The organism is Streptomyces mauvecolor (assembly GCF_039532965.1).
Lineage (GTDB): Bacteria > Actinomycetota > Actinomycetes > Streptomycetales > Streptomycetaceae > Streptomyces > Streptomyces violascens.
Window position 1 is genome coordinate 44530 of the sequence record NZ_BAAASQ010000034.1, and the last position, 18406, is coordinate 62935.

Below are 18406 nucleotides of genomic sequence, written 5' to 3' on the forward strand. Positions count from 1 at the left end.
GATCCCTCATCCTTCGATAAGCGGGACTACTCGATCGGCGGCGCGGAGCGGCCGTGCGGAAGGGGAACCATGAGCGGTGTCGAGATGCGTGAGCTGGAGTCGTTCCTCGTGCTCGCCCAGGAGCTGCACTTCGGCCGGGCGGGCGAGCGGCTGTACGTCTCCCAGAGCCGGGTCAGCCAGCTGCTGCGCTCCCTGGAGAGCCGTATCGGCGCCCCGCTCGTCGAACGCACCAGCCGCCGGGTGCGCCTGACGCCGCTGGGCGAGAAGTTCCTCGCGGACCTGCGCCCCGCGTACGACGCCCTGCGTGCCACGGTCGACGAGGCCCGGGCTGTCGCGCGAGGCAGGGGAGGGGAGTTGCGCATCGGCTTCCAGGGCAGCGTCGACGACTCCCTCAGCCGGGCGATCGCGCGGTTCGGGGACCGGTATCCCGACTGCGCGGTCGACATCGTCGAGATCCCGCTCTCCGACCCCTTCGGGCCGCTGCGCCGCCAGGAGGTGGACTGCGCGGTGGTCCTGCTGCCGGTGGCCGAGGACGACCTCGTCCTCGGCCCGGTGTTCTCCCGGCAGCCGCAGACGCTCGCCGTGTCCGTCCGGCACCCCTTCGCCGCCCGGGACTCGCTGTCCGCCGAGGAACTCGCCGGCTGCCGGCTCATCGGCATCGACGGCGGCGCCCCCGAGTACTGGCGCCGGGCCCAGGCCCCCGGCCTGACCCCCGGTGGCCTTCCCGTGCCGGCCGGCCCCAGCGTCAACACGCTCCAGGAAGGGCTGAGTCTGGCGGCGGCCGACCGTGGCGCCATGCTGCTGTGCCGGTCCACGGCCGACCACCAGGGGCGCCGGGGCTCCCTCACCTTCGTACCGGTGCAGGGCCTGCCCGACTCCGAGCTGGGCCTCGTCCGCCATCGCCTGCGGCCCACCGCGCAGGCGGAGGCCTTCGCGGCGGCGGTCGGTGAGGCGACGGGGACGGCTGCCCGACGGCCCGCGCGCCTCGCCGCGGGACAGCCGAGGACGGGTGCCGCGCGGCTCTCCCCGTAGCGGGACCTACCGGCCGAGCGGCCGCGAGCCGTCGTCCGTCGTACCCGGGGCGCCGTTGTAGAAGATGACGTGGTTGTCCGGCGAGGCACCCGAGAGTTCCAGCAGGCCGATGGTGCAGACGGCTCCGACGATCAGGAACACCAGCAGGGCGACGACGCATCTGCGGCGGTATTCGCGCCGGCGCCAACGGGCCTGCTCCTTGCGGTAGGACTGGCGGGATTCGTCGGGCACGGCGGAGGCGACGTTTTCGAGTGCGTCCCGCAGCAGCTCCTCCATGCGCGCGCTCACCGGACACTCCCCGTCATCGTTTCCGTCAGCTTGGCCATTCCGCGAGCGGTGTGCGATTTCACCGCACCGACGGATATCTTCATCGTGTCGGCGACCTCGGTCTCCTTGAGGTCGAGCCAGTACTTCAGGACGATCGTCTGGCGCTGGCGCGCGGTGAGCGCGCGCAGCGCTTCTATCAGGGCCCGCTGGTCGTCGTTGAGCAGTACCTGTTGTTCCGCCGAGCGGACCTGTTCGTCGAGTTCCTGGTAGCTGTGCCGGCGGGCGACGCGGATGCGGCGAATGCGCATGCGGGTCAGATTGCAGACGATGGACCGGAGATATCCGATCGCGGCGTCGGGTGTCTTCAATTTCGCCCAGCGGCAGTGGAGTTGGTAGAAGGCCTCGGAGACGACGTCCTCGGCCTCCTGGTCCGCGCCGAGCAGCACTGCCAGCCTCAGCAACTGGGCGTAGTACTGGTCGAAGAGATGGGCGATGGCCACTTCCCGGTCGGCGTCGCGCAGGTCGAGGGCGATTCCGGGGCCGGCCCCCGACGGCACATCCGTCGCCTCGGGGCCGGGTGCGCCGGAAGGGCCGGGCGTGCGTGCGGGCGCGGGGCGGGACGGCCCGGGGTGTCTCGGCAGGAACGGTTTCACGACGGGGTCCTCACTCACTCGACGACGAAGGCGTACTTGGAACCGCGTCGTTCCCAGGCGGCTCCGCTGGCGATGCTGTCGTGACCCCGTGGGACGCCGAGCGGGCCGAGGAGGGGGGTCAGCACCGCGGCGGTGACGAGGTTGACCGCGAGGGCGGCCATCGCCACATAGACCGGGGCGTGGAAGGGGCCGATTCCGATGTCGACGACGGAGGAGAATCCGTGCAGCCCCGCGAGGGCGGTTCCCAGGACCATGCCCGCCGCCCAGCCGATGAACAGGGCGCGCTGGTGGAACCACTGGGTGAAGAGGGACAGCGCGACGGCGGGCAGGGTCTGCAGGATCCAGATGCCGCCGAGCAGATGGAGGTTGATGGTGTCCTGGGGCTGGAGCAGCAGTGCGAAGGCAACCGCCCCGGCCATGATGGCCAGTGACGCCCCGCGGGCGACGCGGACTTCGTGCTTGGGCGTGGCCGTGGGGTTCAGGTACTCGCTGTAGACGTTGCGGACGAGCAGCATCGCCATGCTCATCGCCATGACGACCGCCGGGAGCAGGCCGCCCACGGCGAGCGCCCCGAACAGCACTCCGGCCAGCCAGTCCGGAGCCAGCGTGCGGACCAGCATCGGTACCGCCAGCTCGGCGTGGCCGGATGGAGTGCGGCTCCCCGACGCGAGGGCGGCGACGCCCAGAAAGGCGGACAGGCCCAGGGACAGGCTCCAGGCGGGGAGGAAGTTCGTGGCGGCGCGCAGGGTGTTCCCGCTCCGGCTGGCCAGGGACACCATCAGGACCTGTGGGTACATCAGCTGGGCGAGGGCGGAGCCGAGGGCCAGCGTCGCGTACGCGGTGAAGCCCTGCGGCGGCACGCCGATGGTCAGGCCGTCGGTCGCGATGCGGTGGTCGGCCAGCGCGAAGACCCTTCCGGGCGGGCCCAGTTCGGTGACGGCCAGGGTGACGAGCACAGCCACCATGGCGCCGATGAGCAGTGCTTTGACCACCGACATCCGTGCGCACGCGCGCAGCCCGCCGGGGTGGGTCACCAGGGCGAACAGGGCGAAGAGCAGCGCGAGTGCCGCGCCGCCCGCCAGGCTGGTGGGGGCGATGCCCATGGAGCGCAACACCGCTGTCATGCCCACCACTTGAAGGGCCAGGTAGGGCATGGTCGCCAGGATGCCGGTCAGGGCGACGGCCAGGGCCAGCGGCTGCGATCCGTGCCGCGCGCGGACGTAGTCGGCCCCGGTGATCAGGCCGTGGCGCGCGGCGATGTCCCGCAGCCGGGGGAGCAGCACCATGATGAGCGGCGAGAGCAGCATGGTGTACACGAGGGAGTAGAGCGCCAGGCCGCCGGTGCCGAACATCAGCCCCGGCACCGCGATGTAGGTGTAGGCCGTGTACACGGTGCCGCCCAGGAGCAGGCTCGTGGACGCGGTGCCGAGCCCTCGGCCGGCGAGGGCCCAGCGGGCCGGGTGCGGCAGTTCGTCGCGCGGCGCCCCGCGCGCTCCGGCGAGGGCCGCACCACCTGTGATGAGCGCGAATCCGACCGCGATGGCCCCGTTGATGATGCCCCCAAGCTCCGGGAGGGCGTGCCCGTCCGCGGCTGCCGGACCGGCTCGGCCGCTGGAACGGGATGATGACGCCTCACCCTGAATTCCACAATGCGGAAAATGAATTCCACTTGGTGGTACCCTACGGATCACGTCGCGGGGGCGTCAAGGCCCTTTCCCATGCGGACGGGTTGGCTTGGAACATCCCGCTTGTCCCCGCTTTCGACCTGTGGAGGTATTCGTGAACGACGCTCGTGTCGCGCTGATAACCGGCTCGTCATCGGGAATTGGTGCCGCGGTGGCCCGCCGTATGGCCGAGGCCGGAATGTGCGTGGTCATCAACTCGGCGACGTCCGTCGAGGCCGGTGAAAAGCTGGCCGCCGAACTGCCCCGGGCCATCTATGTGCAGGGCGACGTCTCCGACCCGGCGGACGCGCGGCGCGTGGTCGAGGCGACCGTGGAGGAGTTCGGACGGCTCGACGTCCTGGTGAACAACGCCGGGCTCACCCGGTTCATCCCGCTCGACGACACCGAGGCGGTCGACGAGTCGGTCTGGCGGGAGATCTTCGACGTCAACGTCATCGGAACCTGGCACATGATGAAGGCCGCCCAGCCGCACCTCAAGGCCACCGGGTCCGGCTCGATCGTCAACATCTCGTCCGTGTCGGGCAGCCGGGCCATGGGCAGCTCGATCCCGTACGCCGTGAGCAAGGCGGCCGTCGACCACCTCACCCGGCTGTGCGGCGCGACGTTCGGCCCCGAGGTCCGGGTGAACGCGGTCGCGCCCGGGCTCGTGGACACGCCGTGGTACGACGAGGCCCCCGAGGTGTGGGAGGGCTCGCGGGACTGGATCACCGCCAACACCCCGCTGTGCAGGGTCGGCTCGCCCGAGGACGTGGCCGAGGCGGTCTTCGGCCTCGCGCACGCCGCATACACCACCGGATCCGTGCTGATGGTGGACGGCGGACGGCATCTGGTCTGAGGCCGATTCACCACAAAGGGCCGGTCCTTGGCGGGGCCGGCCCTTTCGTCTGCCCGGTGACGGGCGGAGTGACGCACGCCACTTCGAAAAGCCGGCCGACGGCGTAAACCCAACCGGGAACTCGCGCAACTAACACTCGGAAGCTTCGGCGGGAGTGCAAGGGGGCAATCCCGCCGCGGTGTTTCGGGGGAATCCGCGGGCCCGTCGTGGCCTTGCGACGCCCCCTTTCACCGTACTGGCCGCCGACGGCCCGAATTCCGCCATCTGGAACGCGAACCTCCGCACGCAGGAGACAGAACTCCTGTGCTGCCGCGAGGTCGCTTTGGGCAGCCAGAAACTTCACCGGCACTTCGGAAAGGAGAACACGACATGGCCCTTCGCCTACCGGGACGCCGTCCGTTTTCCCCGGGCGCCGGATCAATCCACTGGGAGAAGCAGTCGTGGTGGCGAGGCGAAGATCCGGAGAGAGACGACGCATGTCCTGGGGGCCCCGGGCCTGGCGCCTCCTGCTCGTCGTGCCGATCGCGGCTCCCGTTCTGGTTATCGCCGTCCGTCCCGACCGGCCGCGGCTGTGCGGAATCCCGTTGTTCTACTGGCTCCACCTGGCCTGCTGCCTGCTGAGCGTCGCCGTCACCACGGTGGTCAACCGCAAGATCGGAAAAGCCCGTTGAGCCGCGCTCCCGGGACTCGCGCCGCGCTCACCGCGCCCCCGGACACCACGACAGACTTCGAGCAGAGGAATTCATCCATGGGTACGTATCCGCGAGCCGGCTCGCCGAAGGGCGAGCGGCACGGTGTCCACCGCATCGTCGCCGAGCGGGTGGCGCGGTGTCCCGAGGCCTGCGCGGTCCGGGATCCGGCCGGGACCTCGCTCACCTACCGGGAACTGTGGCTGCGCGCCGGGTGGATGGCTTCCGCGCTGGCGGCGCGTGGCGTGCTCCCGGGAGACCCCGTCGCGGTCGACCTCGACCGCGGAGCGGACCTCGTGGTGGCCCTGCTCGGCATCGCGCGGGCCGGAGCCGCGTATCTGCCGCTCGACGCGCACGCCCCGGCGGAGCGGGTGACAGGGATCCTCCAGGGAGCCGGCGTCCGCGTCGCGGTCGTCGCCAAGGGGGACGACCGGCGCCAGCGGCGGCTCGGGAGCGCCCCGGGGGTGACGCGCCTCGCCGTGCCGGGCAGCGACCCGGGCCACGAGCCGGTGCCGGACGTCCCGGTGGACGAGGAGGCGCCGCTGTACATCGGCTACACCTCGGGATCCACCGGCGTGCCCAAGGGTGTCGTCGTGCCGCACCGGGGCGTACGCCGCCTCGTCACCGGGGCCACCTACTGCGCCATCGAGCCGGGCGACCGGGTCGGCCACATCGCCAACCCGGCGTTCGACGCGACCACCTTCGAGGTCTGGGGCGCGCTGACCGCCGGCGCCACCCTCGTCGTCCTGCCCTCCGTGGCCGACCTCGCGCTGGAGCGCTGGACCGCCCTCGTCCGCGACGAGGACATCACCACCCTGCTGCTGACCACCTCGCTGTTCCACCTGGTGGCCCGGGCCCGGCCGGACGCGCTCGGCACGCTGCGCACCCTGCTCGTCGGGGGCGAGCAGCTGGAGATCTCCGCGGTCCGCCGGGTGCTGGCCGCGGCCCCGCCCGGGCGGCTCGTCAACGCGTACGGTCCGACCGAGGCGACGGTGATCGCCGCCTCCTTCGACTGCACCGAGGAGTCGCTGGCGGGACGGGAGCGGATGCCGGTCGGCCGGGCGATCCAGGAGACGCGGATTCACGTCCTGGACGAGGACCTGCGGCCCGTGGAGCCCGGCGCGACCGGTGAACTCTGCATCGCAGGACCGGGCGTGGCCACCGGCTACCTGGGGCTGCCGGAGCGGACCGCGCGGTCCTTCGTGCCGGAGCCCGGCACCGGCGAGCCCATGTACCGCACGGGGGACCTGGCCAGGCTGCTGCCGGACGGCGAGCTGGAGATCGTGGGCCGCGCGGACCGGCAGGTGAAACTGCGCGGTTTCCGGATCGAGCTGGAGGAGATCGAGCGCGCGGCGGTCGCGACCGGCCACACCGGGGCGGCCTTCGTCGCGAAGACCGGCGAAGGCCCCGACGCACGGCTCGTGGCCGCCTGCCTCGCCTCGTCCGCGCCTCCGGAGGAGACGGCCCGCCGGCTCGGCTCGGACCTGGCGTCGGCGCTGCCCGCGTACATGCTCCCCAGCCGCTGGACGGTCCTCGACACCCTGCCGCTCACCAGCACGGGCAAGGCGGACCGGCGGCGGATCGAGGAACTGCTCGACTCCGCTGCGGAGCCGGCCGGCGCGGGTCGGGAGGAAGCGGGCCCGGACCTCGGCGACCCGCTCCTGAACGTACTCGCCGGCGTCTGGGCCGAACTCCTCGGCACGCGCGTGATCGGGCCGGGCGACGACTTCATCTCGCTCGGCGGCAACTCGATCCTGGCGACCCAGGCGGCCTCCCGGATCGGCGAGCTGCTCGGCGTCGACATCGAGCCCGCCGATCTGCTGCTCGCCCCCGACCTCGGCGAACTCGCCCGGCAGCTGGGCCGGTCGGAGGTGGTGCTGCCGTGACGCGCCGCCGCCCCCGACACCTCGACCTCCCCGGAAGGAAGGCATGATGGCGAAGCCGCCGACTCCGCCCCTGAGCCGCCGGGCGGCCTCCGTCGCGCCGCTGTCGTACGCGCAGGAACGCCTCTGGTTCATCGACGCCGCCGCGCCCGGTTCGGCCGTCTACAACGTTCCCCTGCTGACCCGGTGGAACGAACCGGTCGACATCGGCGCGCTCACCCGGGCGCTGGCCGCCGTCGTCGCCCGCCACGAGGTCCTGCGCACCACCTACGGGCTGCGCGACGGCCGCCCCGTCCAGTACGTCGGCGAACCCGTACCGGTGCCGCTGGAGGTGATCCCCGGCGCGCTGCGCGACGACGAGGAGCTCGCCCCGCACGCCCGCGCACCCTTCGACCTGACGACGGCCCCGCCGCTGCGCTGCGTGGTGTGGCAGGGCGGCGCGGACGGCGACGCCATGCTCCTGGTGGTGCACCACATCGCCGTCGACGGATGGTCGCTGACCGCGCTGTACGAGGACCTGGCCGAGGCCTACGAGCAGGCGCTGTCCGGCGCCGTGCCCCGTCTCGCGGAACTGGCCGTGCAGTACGCGGACTTCGCCGCCTGGGACCGCGAGGCGGGCGGGCATCCGGCCATGGCCGAACGGCTCGACGCCCGCCTCGCGGAAATCCTGGCGGTGCCCGGGGACCTCGCGCTCGGGCCCTGCCCGCCGCGCCGCGCCCTCCCCGAGGGGGAGCGGCTCGGCAGACAGCACACGTTCCGCCTCCCGTCCCAACTGGTCGCGAACACGAGGGAGTTGGCGACGCGGCTGCGAGCCACCGACTTCGTCGTGCTCTTCGCGGCGTTCCAGGCCGTGGTGCAGCGCTGGACCGGCCAGGAGGAGTTCCTGCTCGGCACGGTCGCCGCCAATCGCCCGCACCCCGGCGTCGAGCAGCTCGTCGGCTTCTTCGTGAACACCGTTCCGCTGCGCTGCCGGCTCGATGCCCGGTGGTCCTTCGAGCGGCTGTGCCACGAGGTCAGGGGCGAGTCGTTCCGTGCCCTGTCCCATCAGCGGCTGCCCTTCGACCAGTTGACGGCACGGGCGGCCGCCGACCGCTCCCGCCCGCAGGGGCCGCTGGTCGGCGTCGGGTTCGTCCTGCAGAACATGCCCGCGCCGCGGCTCGGGGACCGGCCCCGGTGGACCGCGCCGCGACTCCTGCCCACCGGGACCGCCAAGCAGGACCTGACGCTGGTCCTGGAGTACGACGGCGACGGGATCCTCGCCACCGTCGAATACGACATCGACCGGTACACCGAGGAGAGGGTCCGCGCGGTGTCCGGGCACTTCCAGGTCCTGCTCGCCGCGGCCGTCGCCGACCCGCAGGCGCCGCTGTACCGCCTCCCCCTCACCCGGCCCGCCGCGGGCCGACCGCGGCCCGGAGTCCTCTTCGGCGAGGAGCGGGACCTCGTGGGGGAGTACCGAGAACGTCTGGCGACAGCCGAACAGGGGGACCGGGCATGACCGATCTGACGGATCATCAGGGAGCGCGGTCCGTGCTCGACCTGCTGGACGCGCGCATCGCCTCGATGGAGGGCGCCGCCACCGCGGTGAGCTGCGCGGGCACCGAACTGTCCTGGCACGGACTCGACCGGTGGGCGTGGGCAGTGGCCCACCGGCTGCGCACGCACGGAGCCGCGGCGGGCACGCTCGTACCCGTCCTCTGCGCACGCGGCGGAGCGCTGGTGGCCGGCTGGCTGGGCGCGCTGCGCTCCGGCGCCGCCTATGTGCCGCTGGCGATGGACACCCCGGCCGCCCGGATCGAGTTCATCCTCCGGGAGACGGGCGCGTCCGTGGTCCTCGTCGACGAGGCGGGCGCGGACCTGCTGCGCGGTCTCGACACCGCGGTCAAGCCGGTCCGCCTGGAGGAGGTCCGCGCCTTCGGCGACGACGCCCCGGCGGTCCCGGCCCGTCCGGCGGGCGACGACGTCGCCGTCGTGATCTACACCTCGGGAACCACGGGCCGGCCCAAGGGCGTGCTGGTTCCGCACCGGGGGCTGCTCAACACGGCGCTGTGGTGGGCGGACGACGCCCGGCTCACCCCCGGGGACCGGCTGTTGCTGACCGCGGGCACCGCGTTCGACCCGGCCGCCTTCAACGTCTTCGAGGCGCTCCTGGCGGGAGCCCGGCTGATCGTCGCCGACGACGTCGAGCGGCGCGACCCCGCCGCGCTCCTGCGCCTCACCCGCGGACCGCACGGGGCGACGGTCGCGGGCTCGCTCACCCCGAGCCTGCTGCACGCCATGCTGGAAGCCGACCCCGGCGGCACATCGAGCCTGCGGGTGGTCTACTGCGGCGGCGAGGCGCTGCCGCGCCGGCTGGCCGCCGAGTGCGCGCGCCGCTGGGACACCGAGGTGCGCAATGTGTACGGACCCGCCGAGGCCTCCTGCAACAGCACCTTCGCCGCGGTCGACCCCGACGACGAGCGCGCCCCCGCCATCGGCCGCCCGCTTCCCAACACCCGTGCCTACGTGCTCGGTCCGCACGGCGAGGAACTCCCGGCCCAGGTCCCCGGCGAGCTGTACGTCGCCGGAGCAGGGGTCGCACTCGGCTACCTCGACCAGCCGGAGCGCACCGCGGCGGCCTTCCTCCCGGACCCGTACCCGCACGAGCCGGGCGCCCTGATGTACCGCACCGGCGACCGGGTGTCGCTCCGGCCGGACGGTCAGCTGGAGTACCTCGGCCGGGCCGACGACCAGGTGAAGATCCTGGGCAACCGGATCGAGCCGAACGAGGTGCGCAGGCTCCTGGAGGAGAACCCCGCCATCGTCGCGGCGGCCGTCCACGCCACCGGAACCCCTCAACGCCTCGTCGCCTACGTGGAGTCGGCGGCCGGCGCGGAGCTGGGCAGCCACGACGACGTCGTCCGCCCGCTGCTGCGCTGGCTGCCCGCCGCCGTGCTGCCCTCCGAGGTGTACGCGGTCCCTGCCATGCCCCGCACCAGCAACGACAAGGTCGACTTCGCGGCCCTGGCGGAACTGCGGGCGGCGCCCCTCGCCCGCGGTGAGCGGCGCAGGACGCCGCTGACCGCGGAGCAGCGGCGGGCGGCCCGCCTCATGGCGGACACCCTGGCCGAGGCCGACCGGGGGGCCGGGGCACTGGACGCCGAGGAGATCGGGCCGGACGCCGACTTCTTCACGCTGGGCGGCCATTCGCTGCTCGCCGTGCGCATGCTGGCGGCCGCGGAGCGCGAGTGGGGCAGGACCGTTCCGCTGCGCGGCTTCCTCGCCGACCCCACGGTGGCGGGCCTGGCCCGCTTCCTGGCCGCCGGCGCCGAGGCTCCGGCGGCCGGGGGCGCGGCCCGTGCACAGCAAGCCCGCGACGGGCGCCACCCGGCCACGCCGGTGCAGCAGCGGCTCTGGTTCCTCGACCGGCTTCCGGCGCTGCGCGCCGCGTACCTCGCTCCGAGCCTCGTCGAGATCGAGGGCCCGGTGGACCACGCGCTGCTGCGCGAGGCCTTCGGCGCGGTCCTGGCCCGCCATCCGGGTCTGCGCTCCCGTTTCACGCTCGACGCCCGGGCCCGCAAGGTCTTCTACCGGACCGACGGCTCCGCGCCCGAGGTCGCCCTGGTCGACGGTTCGCTCTGGAGCCGGCAGCGCCTGGAGGACCATCTGGCCGAGGTGTGCTGGGCGCCCTTCGACCTCGCCACCCAGGCCCCCGCCCGGGGCGAGGTGATCGCCCTGGCCGACCACCGGACACTGCTGTTCTACGGCGTGCACCACATCGTCACCGACGGCTGGTCGCTCGGCATCGTCATGGACCAGCTCGCCGAGCAGTACCGGGCGTCGGCCGACGGCCGCCCGCCGGCCGAGGCACCCGCCCCGCACCCCGCGGACCTGGTGACCGAGCCCGCGTCCGACGGCGCTGTGGCGGGACTGCTGGCCGGGCTCCGCGGTGCGCCGACCGACGTCGGTCTTCCGTACGACCGGGCCCGCCCGGCGATCCAGTCCATCGACGCGGACACCCGCGAGACCCGGCTGCCCGCCGAACTCGGCGACAGGGTCCGGGAGATCGGCGCGGAGCTGGGCTGCACGACCTTCATGACCGCGACCGCCCTGCTCGCCGCGGTCCTGGCCCGGCGGGGGAACCAGCGGGACTTCCTGTTCGCCTTCCCGTGGGCGGGCCGCGACGGCGCCGGCGCCGCGGACACGGTCGGCATGTTCGTGAACACGCTGCTCGTGCGCGCCGACCTGACCGACGCCCCCGACTGGCGCACCCTGCTGAACCGGATCCGGCGGTCCGCCACGGCCGCCTACCGCCACGCGGACGCCCCGTTCGACGCGGTCGCCGCCGAACTGCATCCCGGCCGCGACCTCAGCCGCCCGGCGGTGACCCCGGTGTACGTCAACGCGACGGACGAGCCCGCGCGGGCGCCGCATCTCGGAGCCGGCCTCACCACGCGGTACCGGGTGCCGCCGGCACTCAAGCTCAAGTACGAACTGGAGCTGACCGCCACCGGCGGACCCGACGGCCTGGTCCTCTCCCTCGCCTACTCCACCGCGCTCTTCGACGCCACCACCGTCGAGGCGCTGCTCGACGAACTGACCTCCGCCGCCACCGATCTCGCCACCGACCTGGAGTCCCCTGTGCTCACCGACACCCAGCCCCCCTCGCCCGCCGCGACCCCCGTCCCGGCCCTCGACCGCACCGCCATGACCGACCGGGTCGCCGCGGCCTGGCGCGAGGTGCTGGACGTGGACACCGTCCCCCACGACGCCAACTTCTTCGACGTGGGCGGGGATTCGCTCCTGCTCATCGTGCTGCTCGACACGCTGTCCGGGCTGACCGACCGCGAGCTGGAGGCGGCCGACCTCTTCCAGCACAGCACCGTCGAGGCGCAGGCCGACCTGCTCGCCGCGGGCGGGCCCGGGGCCCCGGCGGCCGAGCCCGCCGAGCAGCAGGGCCCGGGCCGCGGCCACGGCCGGCTCCTCGGGCGGTCCCGGCGCGGCACGAGCGCCCCGGAGAGCACCGCGTGAACAACGACACCGCGATAGCCGTCATCGGCGTCGGATGCCGCTTCCCGGACGCCCGGGGCCCCCAGGAGTTCTGGCGCAACATCACCGAAGGCAGGGTCTCCTTCCGCGATCTCGACCCGGAACGGCTGCGCGCCGCCGGACTGAGCGACGAGGTCCTCGACGACCCGGCCTATGTGAAGACCGCGGCGACCCTGCAGGGCGCCGAGGACTTCGCCGCCGAGTTCTTCGGCTACTCCCCGGCCGAGGCCGAGGCCACCGACCCGCAGCAGCGCCTCTTCCTGGAGGTGTGCTGGGAGGCGCTGGAGTCGGCGGGCCACCTGCCCACCGGCGACCCGCTGATCACCGGTGTGTTCGCCGGCGCCAGCGCCAGCACCTACATGACGGCGCTCACGGTGGCCCGCGCGCGCAGCGAAGGCGTCCTCGCCGCGGCGGACGACGTGGCGCTGCACCTGGGCGGCCTCCCGGACTTCCTGTCGTCCCGCGTGGCGTACAAGCTCGGCCTGCGCGGCCCGTCCGTCGGGGTCCAGACGGCCTGCTCCTCGTCGCTCACCGCAGTGCACTACGCCGTGCTCAGCCTGCTGTCCGGCGAGTGCGACCTGGCTCTCGCGGGCGGCGCGGCCGTCAACGAACCGATGCTCGGCTACCGCCACCACGCGGGCGCCCTCGCCTCGCAGGACGGCTACTGCCGCCCCTTCGACGCCCGCTCCACCGGTACGTCCTTCAGCTCGGGCGTCGGCGCGGTCGTGCTGCGCCGGCTTTCCGACGCGCTCGCCGACGGCGACCCGGTGCTCGCCGTCGTGCACGGCTCGGCGGTCGGCAACGACGGCTCCGGCCGCTCGGGGTTCACCGCCCCGAGCCCCTCGGGCCTCGCCGACGTGGTGGCCGCCGCACTCGATGTCGCCGGGATCAGCGGGGACCGGCTGCGGTACGTCGAGGCACACGGATCGGGCACCCCGCTCGGCGACCAGATCGAACTGCGCGGTCTGACCGAGGGCACGCGGTCCGCCGAGGGCGGCACCGGCTACTGCGGCCTCGGGTCGGTCAAGGCCAACATCGGGCACTGCGGACCGGCGGCCGGAGTCGCCGGACTCATCAAGGCCGTGCACGTGGCCCGCACCGGCGAGCTGCCGCCGCACCCCCTCTTCGAGCGCCCGCGCAGCCCCGGTGTGCTCGCCGACAGCCCGTTCCGCATCTCCGCCGAGCCCGGGCACATCGCGGAGGACGGCCGTTACGTCCTGGTCAACTCGATGGGCCTGGGCGGGACCAACGCGACCGTGGTGGTCGGGCCGCCGCCGGAGCCCACCCGGCCCGGCGCGGCGGACCGCGAGACCGTACGCCTCGTGCTCTCGGCCCGCACCGACGACGAGCTGGAGAAGCTGTCGGCGGACCTGGCCGAGGAACTGGAGCGGGGCGCGCCGGCCGCCGGCGACGTCGCCCACACGCTGCGGGTCGGCCGCCGCTCCTTCGCCCGGCGCCGGGTGGTGTCGGCTCCGGCCGGCCGGCTCGCCGAGGCGCTGCGCCGGCCCGCGCCCGCGACGCCCGCGGCCGTGCGCGGAGTTCGCCTGGTGCTGCCGGAGGACGGCCGGGCGCCCGAGGCCCTGGTGACCCGGCTCGGCGCGGCCTTCCGCGGGCGCGCCGAGGTCGTGACCGGCCCGGCGCACGAGGCGTCCGCCGACCGCTTCCTGATCCTGCTCGGCGAGGGCGAGTCCGGGGAGGGCCGGTTCGTGCTCCCGCTGGACGGGCTCGACGAGAACGGCGGCCAGGCGCTCGCGGACCGTCTGGACGAGGCCGTCACCCTGGCCTGGCTGCACGGCGTCGACGTGGACTGGCCGGAGCGGACGGCGGGCCGCGGGCGCCGGGTGGCACTGCCCGCCTACCCGTTCAGCCGCAAGCGCTACTGGGCACTGGACCGGCTGCCGCCCATCGCCCGCCCGGACACCCCGGCGTACGAAGACCCCGCCGCTCCGGCGCCGGAGCCCGCCCGAGCACAGGACGTGGACGCCGAACTCCTCGCGCTGTGGCGGGAGTTGACCGGCGTCGAGACCCTCGGGGCCGACGACGAGTTCGGCGCGCTCGGCGGGGACTCGCTCACCGCCATGCGCATCGAGGCCGCCGTCCAGCGCCGCTACGGCGTGTCCGTCAACGTCTACCGGGCCGGCGGCGGCCAGGCCACCGTCCGCAGGATGGCGGAGATCGTCCGGGGGCTGACGCAGTCACCGGGCCCGGCGGGGGACCCCGGCCCCGAGCGCGGCGCGACGGCGGCCGAGGCGAGCGAAGCGGACCTGATCGACGCCGATCTGGCCCTCCCGCTCACGCCGTCCGGCGCGGCACCCCGCTCCCGGGGCACCGACACGCTGTTCACCGGCGGCGCCGGACCGCTCGACGCCTGCCTCCTCGACGCACTGCTGAGGACCGCCCGGGGCCGTGTGTACGTCGTCCTCGACGAGCCGGACGAGGAGAGCGGCCGCCGCCACCTTCGTACGGCCGCCGCGGCCCTCGGCCTCCCCGAACCGGACGCCGGCCGGGTCCCTCTCGTCCTCGGTTCCCCGGCCGACCTCGGCAAGCTCTGCGCGCAGCACCGCGACGGCGAACTGGCCGCCCGGGTCGGCCGCGTGGTGCACGCCGCGCCGCGGCCCGGCGGCACGGCCTCCTACCAGGAGCTGCGCGCGACGACCGTGCTGCCGCTCGCCGATCTCCTCGGCTGGATGCGTGAGCACGGGATCGACGACTTCACGTGCCTGTCCACGCTGGCCGCCTGCGGCTCCGCGCTCGGCGGGGACGACACGGTTCCCGAGGACCGCGCCCAGCCGCTCGACCCGGAGCGCCCCGGATCCGCCGTGGCCGCCTGGTTGACCGAGCGGCTCCTCGAACGCGCCGAAGCGGACGGCATGCGGGTACGGGTCTTCCGCACCGGCCTGCTGCTCGGCGCCGCCACCGGGGCCTGCGACCCGGACGACCCGCTGTGGCACCTGCTCGCCGGCGGCCTGGCCGTGGGCCGGCACCCCCTGGACGAGCAGGCCTTCGCGGTGTCGCCGGTGGACCTGGTGGCCCGCTCGGTCGCCGAACTCATGGACGCACCGGGATCGGTGGGCCGCGCCTACCACCTGGTGAGCCCGGACCCGGTGACCGTGCGCGAACTCTTCGCCCTGCTCGGTGAGGCCGGCTGGCCGACCGAGGGCGTACCCGTACGGCAGTGGCAGCGCGCGGTGGCACTGCGCGCGCTGGACCGGGAGAACCCCGTCCTGTCGCCGCTGGCCCCGCGCCTGCTCGCCGCCGCCGGCGCGGGCCACGGCCGTCCGGAGGCGAAGGCCTGGCAGCCCTGGCTCGACCGCAACGGCGCCGACCCCGCGCCGACCGGGCCGCTGCTGCGCGCCGCGCTCACCTCCGCCGCGGCACGCCACCCGGGATTCGCCGAACTCCTCGACCCGCTACTGCGCAAGGACCACGATGACTGACCGCACCCTCCACGAATGGTTCGCCCGTTCCGCCGCCCGGTTCCCCGAGGCCACGGCGCTGGAGCTGCACGACCGCAGCCTCACCTACCGGGAGCTCGACGCGTGCGCGACAGCGCTGGCCGAGCGGATCCTGCTGGCCCGCGGCAGTGCACCGCGCCGGGTCGCGCTGCTCGCGTCACGGAGCCTGACGGCCTTCGCCGGCTATCTGGCCGCGCAGCGCCTGGGAGCGACGGTGACCCCGCTCAACCCGGGCTATCCGGCGGAGCGCAACCGTTCCGTGTACGACCTGGCCGACGCCGAGACGCTGATCGTGGACGAGGCGGGCGCGCCCCAACTCCCGCACTTCGAGCTCGGATCGGAGCACACGCGGCTCCTGCTGACCGATGCCGAGGTCGCCGGTCCGCACGCCGGTGCACCGGCCGCGCTGCCGGAGTACCGCACCACGCCGGACGACATCGCCTATGTGCTGTTCACCTCCGGCTCCACGGGCCGCCCCAAGGGCGTGCCGGTCAGGCACCGGAACCTGTCCGCCTACATCGCCCACAACATCGCCCGGTTCGAGGTCGGCCCGGGGTGCCGGGTGTCCCACACCTTCGACCTCACCTTCGACCCCTCGGTCTTCGACCTCTTCGTGACCTGGGGCGGCGGCGGCACGCTCGTGGTGCCGCGGCGCAGCGACCTGCTCACGCCGGTGGACTACCTGGTCGAGCGCGGCATCACCCACTGGTTCTCGGTGCCCTCCCTCGTGTCGGTGGCGGCGGGACTCGGCAACCTGCCGGCCGGGCTCGTCACCGCACTGCGGTACGGAATCTTCATCGGCGAGCAGCTGACGTACCGTCAGGCCGAGGCCTGGCAGGCGGTGGCTCCCGGGGCGGTGATCGAGAACGTCTACGGCCCCACCGAACTCACCGTCGCCTGCACCGAGTTCAGGCTGGCAGCGGACCCCGGACAGTGGCCCGAGACGTCGAACGGCACCGTCCCGATCGGTCCCGTCTACGGCTTCCTGGACCACTTGATCCTCGACGAGGAAGGCCGCCCGGCGGCCGAGGGCGAGCTGTGCGTGCGCGGTTCGCAGCGCTTCGACGGATACCTGGACCCGGCCGACGACCGGGGCCGCTTCCTCTCCTTCGACGGCGAGCGGGCCACGGCGTACGACGGCACGGGCGGGGTGCGCGCCGAGCACTACTACCGCACCGGCGACCGCGTCCGGCACGAGAAGGGTGACCTGGTCCACCTGGGCCGGCTCGACAACCAGGTCAAGGTGCGCGGCTACCGCATCGAACTCGGCGAGATCGAGGCGGCGATGCGCCGGCACCCGGCGATGACCGAGGCGGTCGTGCTCGCGGTGCCCGGCGCCGAGGAGACCGAACTCGTCGCCTTCTACACGGGCGAGAAGCTCACGGCCACCGACGCGATGCTCTGGCTGCGCAAGCGCATCCCGGTCCACATGGTGCCGCGCCGCTTCACGTGTCTGACGGAGCTCCCGCTCAACCCCAACGGAAAGATCGACCGCCCCGCGCTGCGGCGCCGGTTCACCGAGGCAGCCTCCGTTTCCTGACCCGTGCGGTCCCCGGCCGCCGGCCGGACACCAAGGAGAAGTGCACCACCGATGTCGATACTTCACGACCTCAAGCCACCGCCGGGCATCGTCAGGATCCTGGCCGTCAGCAACCTGGGCCGGACCGTGGCCAACGGCTTCCTGCTCTCCGTCAGCGTCCTGTACTTCATCCGGTCCGTCGGCGTTCCCGCAGACAGGGTGGGCATCGGGCTGACCGTCTCGGCGGTCCTCGCGATGCTGGTCAGCATTCCGGCCGGCCAGGTGTCGGACCGGCTCGGCGCACGCCGGACCTCCATCGTCTCGGGCGTCGCGCAGGGCGTGCTGGTCTGCGGATACGCCCTGGTCGGCGGGTTCGCCGGCTTCCTGGTGATCGTGAGCCTGGCCGCGATGGCCGACTCGGCGAGCGCGGTCGCGCGCGGCGCCCTGATCGCGGAGGCGCTGCCGTCGAACGAGCGGGTCAAGGCCCGGGCCTACCTGCAGTCGGTCAACAACGTCGGCCTGTCGGGCGGCACCCTGCTCGGCGGCGTAGCCCTGGCCGCCGACTCGCACGCCCTCTACGCCGGCATGCTGCTCGGCGCCGGCGTGCTGTTCCTCGGCGCCGGACTGACCTGCCTGGCCCTGCCCGCCGCGGCCCCGGGCCGGGCACCCGAGGACCACCGGGCCCGGCACGTCCTGCGGGACGTCCCGTATCTGACGGTCTCCGTGCTCAACGCCGTCCTGGTGCTCGGCACCGACGCGCTCCTCACCGCCGCGCTGCCCATCTGGATCGCCGACCGGACGGACGCCCCGGTCTCCGTCTACGCGGCGATCATGTTCCTCAACACCGCGATGTGCGTGCTGTTCCAGGTGCGCCTCAGCCGGGGCGCGGAGGACGTGACGGGCGGCGCCCGTGCCATGCGCAGGTCGGGCGTGGTGCTCGCGGTCAGCTGCGGGATCTTCGCGCTCTCGGCCGGCCAGCCCGCGTGGGTGGCGGTCGTCTGCCTGCTGCTCGGGGCGCTGGTCCAGGTGATCGGCGAGATGCTGCACTCCGCGGGCTCCTGGGCGCTCAGTTACGAACTGGCCCCCGCGCACGCCCACGGCCAGTACCAGGGCCTGTTCGGGCTCACCCAGCGGGTGGGCTCGGCGATCACGCCGATGCTGACCACCGCCGTGCTCATCGGCTGGGGCAGGCCGGGCTGGCTGCTCTTCGCGGGCATCCTGCTGGCCGGCGGTCTCGCCACGCCGTCCGTCGCGCGCTGGGCGGAGCGCACCCGCGCGTCGGCCACGCCGCCCCGGGCAGCGGACGAGCCCGTCGCCGCCTGACGCGCTGGCCCCTTTTCATCCCAACCACCCGGCAGAG

12 protein-coding genes are annotated in these 18406 nt (G+C 73.8%); 9 read left to right on the forward strand and 3 right to left on the reverse strand.

The annotated features are described in order from the left end of the window. The first annotated feature begins 69 nt into the window (after positions 1–69). A complete protein-coding gene (locus ABD346_RS33210; RefSeq protein ID WP_344380028.1) occupies positions 70–1032 on the forward strand; it encodes a LysR family transcriptional regulator in 963 nt (320 codons plus the stop codon). Between the two features lie 6 nt (positions 1033–1038). Here the strand turns inward: ABD346_RS33210 and ABD346_RS33215 are convergent, their stop codons facing one another. From ABD346_RS33215 to ABD346_RS33225, 3 genes are read right to left on the reverse strand one after another with little or no spacing between them, the layout of a single operon-like run. Beyond that, positions 1039–1320, reverse strand: a complete 282-nt coding sequence (locus ABD346_RS33215) for a hypothetical protein (protein WP_344380029.1) — start codon at positions 1318–1320, stop codon at positions 1039–1041. Next, complete coding sequence (locus tag ABD346_RS33220; protein ID WP_344380030.1) at positions 1317–1952, reverse strand: RNA polymerase sigma factor; 636 nt, start codon at positions 1950–1952, stop codon at positions 1317–1319. Before ABD346_RS33220 ends, ABD346_RS33215 begins: the two co-directional genes overlap by 4 nt. A gap of 14 nt (positions 1953–1966) precedes the next feature. Next, on the reverse strand, positions 1967–3343 hold the full coding sequence (locus ABD346_RS33225) for a sodium:solute symporter family protein (RefSeq protein WP_344380031.1): 1377 nt from the start codon (positions 3341–3343) through the stop codon (positions 1967–1969). Positions 3344–3731: 388 nt separating this feature from the next. Between ABD346_RS33225 and ABD346_RS33230 the strand changes: the two genes are divergently transcribed. The 8 genes from ABD346_RS33230 (at position 3732) to ABD346_RS33265 (ending at position 18369) form a co-directional block, all read left to right on the forward strand. Next, positions 3732–4472, forward strand: coding sequence for an SDR family NAD(P)-dependent oxidoreductase (locus tag ABD346_RS33230; RefSeq protein WP_344380032.1), 741 nt, complete (start codon positions 3732–3734; stop codon positions 4470–4472). Between the two features lie 476 nt (positions 4473–4948). After that, positions 4949–5143, forward strand: a complete 195-nt coding sequence (locus tag ABD346_RS33235; RefSeq protein ID WP_344380033.1) for a DUF3311 domain-containing protein — start codon at positions 4949–4951, stop codon at positions 5141–5143. 77 nt (positions 5144–5220) lie between these two features. Further along, positions 5221–7047 (forward strand): non-ribosomal peptide synthetase, encoded by a 1827-nt coding sequence (locus ABD346_RS33240; protein WP_344380034.1) that lies wholly within the window; start codon positions 5221–5223, stop codon positions 7045–7047. Positions 7048–7093: 46 nt separating this feature from the next. Next, complete coding sequence (locus tag ABD346_RS33245) at positions 7094–8542, forward strand: condensation domain-containing protein (protein ID WP_344380035.1); 1449 nt, start codon at positions 7094–7096, stop codon at positions 8540–8542. Next, complete coding sequence (locus ABD346_RS33250; RefSeq protein WP_344380036.1) at positions 8539–12054, forward strand: non-ribosomal peptide synthetase; 3516 nt, start codon at positions 8539–8541, stop codon at positions 12052–12054. Before ABD346_RS33245 ends, ABD346_RS33250 begins: the two co-directional genes overlap by 4 nt. Beyond that, the gene (locus ABD346_RS33255; RefSeq protein WP_344380037.1) at positions 12051–15509 is read left to right on the forward strand and encodes a beta-ketoacyl synthase N-terminal-like domain-containing protein; all 3459 of its coding nucleotides are present in this window, start codon (positions 12051–12053) and stop codon (positions 15507–15509) included. Before ABD346_RS33250 ends, ABD346_RS33255 begins: the two co-directional genes overlap by 4 nt. Continuing rightward, on the forward strand, positions 15502–17067 hold the full coding sequence (locus ABD346_RS33260) for an amino acid adenylation domain-containing protein (RefSeq protein WP_344380038.1): 1566 nt from the start codon (positions 15502–15504) through the stop codon (positions 17065–17067). Before ABD346_RS33255 ends, ABD346_RS33260 begins: the two co-directional genes overlap by 8 nt. Positions 17068–17118: 51 nt before the next feature. Then, positions 17119–18369 (forward strand): MFS transporter, encoded by a 1251-nt coding sequence (locus tag ABD346_RS33265; RefSeq protein ID WP_344380039.1) that lies wholly within the window; start codon positions 17119–17121, stop codon positions 18367–18369. Positions 18370–18406 lie beyond the last annotated feature (37 nt).

What these genes read in the sequence shown, in the direction of transcription:
- ABD346_RS33250 (WP_344380036.1), top strand. Translation starts at nt 8,539, where the DNA reads ATGACCGATCTGACGGATCATCAGGGAGCGCGGTCCGTGCTCGACCTG.
- ABD346_RS33235 (WP_344380033.1), top strand. Translation starts at nt 4,949, where the DNA reads ATGTCCTGGGGGCCCCGGGCCTGGCGCCTCCTGCTCGTCGTGCCGATC.
- ABD346_RS33245 (WP_344380035.1), top strand. Translation starts at nt 7,094, where the DNA reads ATGGCGAAGCCGCCGACTCCGCCCCTGAGCCGCCGGGCGGCCTCCGTC.
- ABD346_RS33260 (WP_344380038.1), top strand. Translation starts at nt 15,502, where the DNA reads ATGACTGACCGCACCCTCCACGAATGGTTCGCCCGTTCCGCCGCCCGG.
- ABD346_RS33265 (WP_344380039.1), top strand. Translation starts at nt 17,119, where the DNA reads ATGTCGATACTTCACGACCTCAAGCCACCGCCGGGCATCGTCAGGATC.
- ABD346_RS33240 (WP_344380034.1), top strand. Translation starts at nt 5,221, where the DNA reads ATGGGTACGTATCCGCGAGCCGGCTCGCCGAAGGGCGAGCGGCACGGT.
- ABD346_RS33210 (WP_344380028.1), top strand. Translation starts at nt 70, where the DNA reads ATGAGCGGTGTCGAGATGCGTGAGCTGGAGTCGTTCCTCGTGCTCGCC.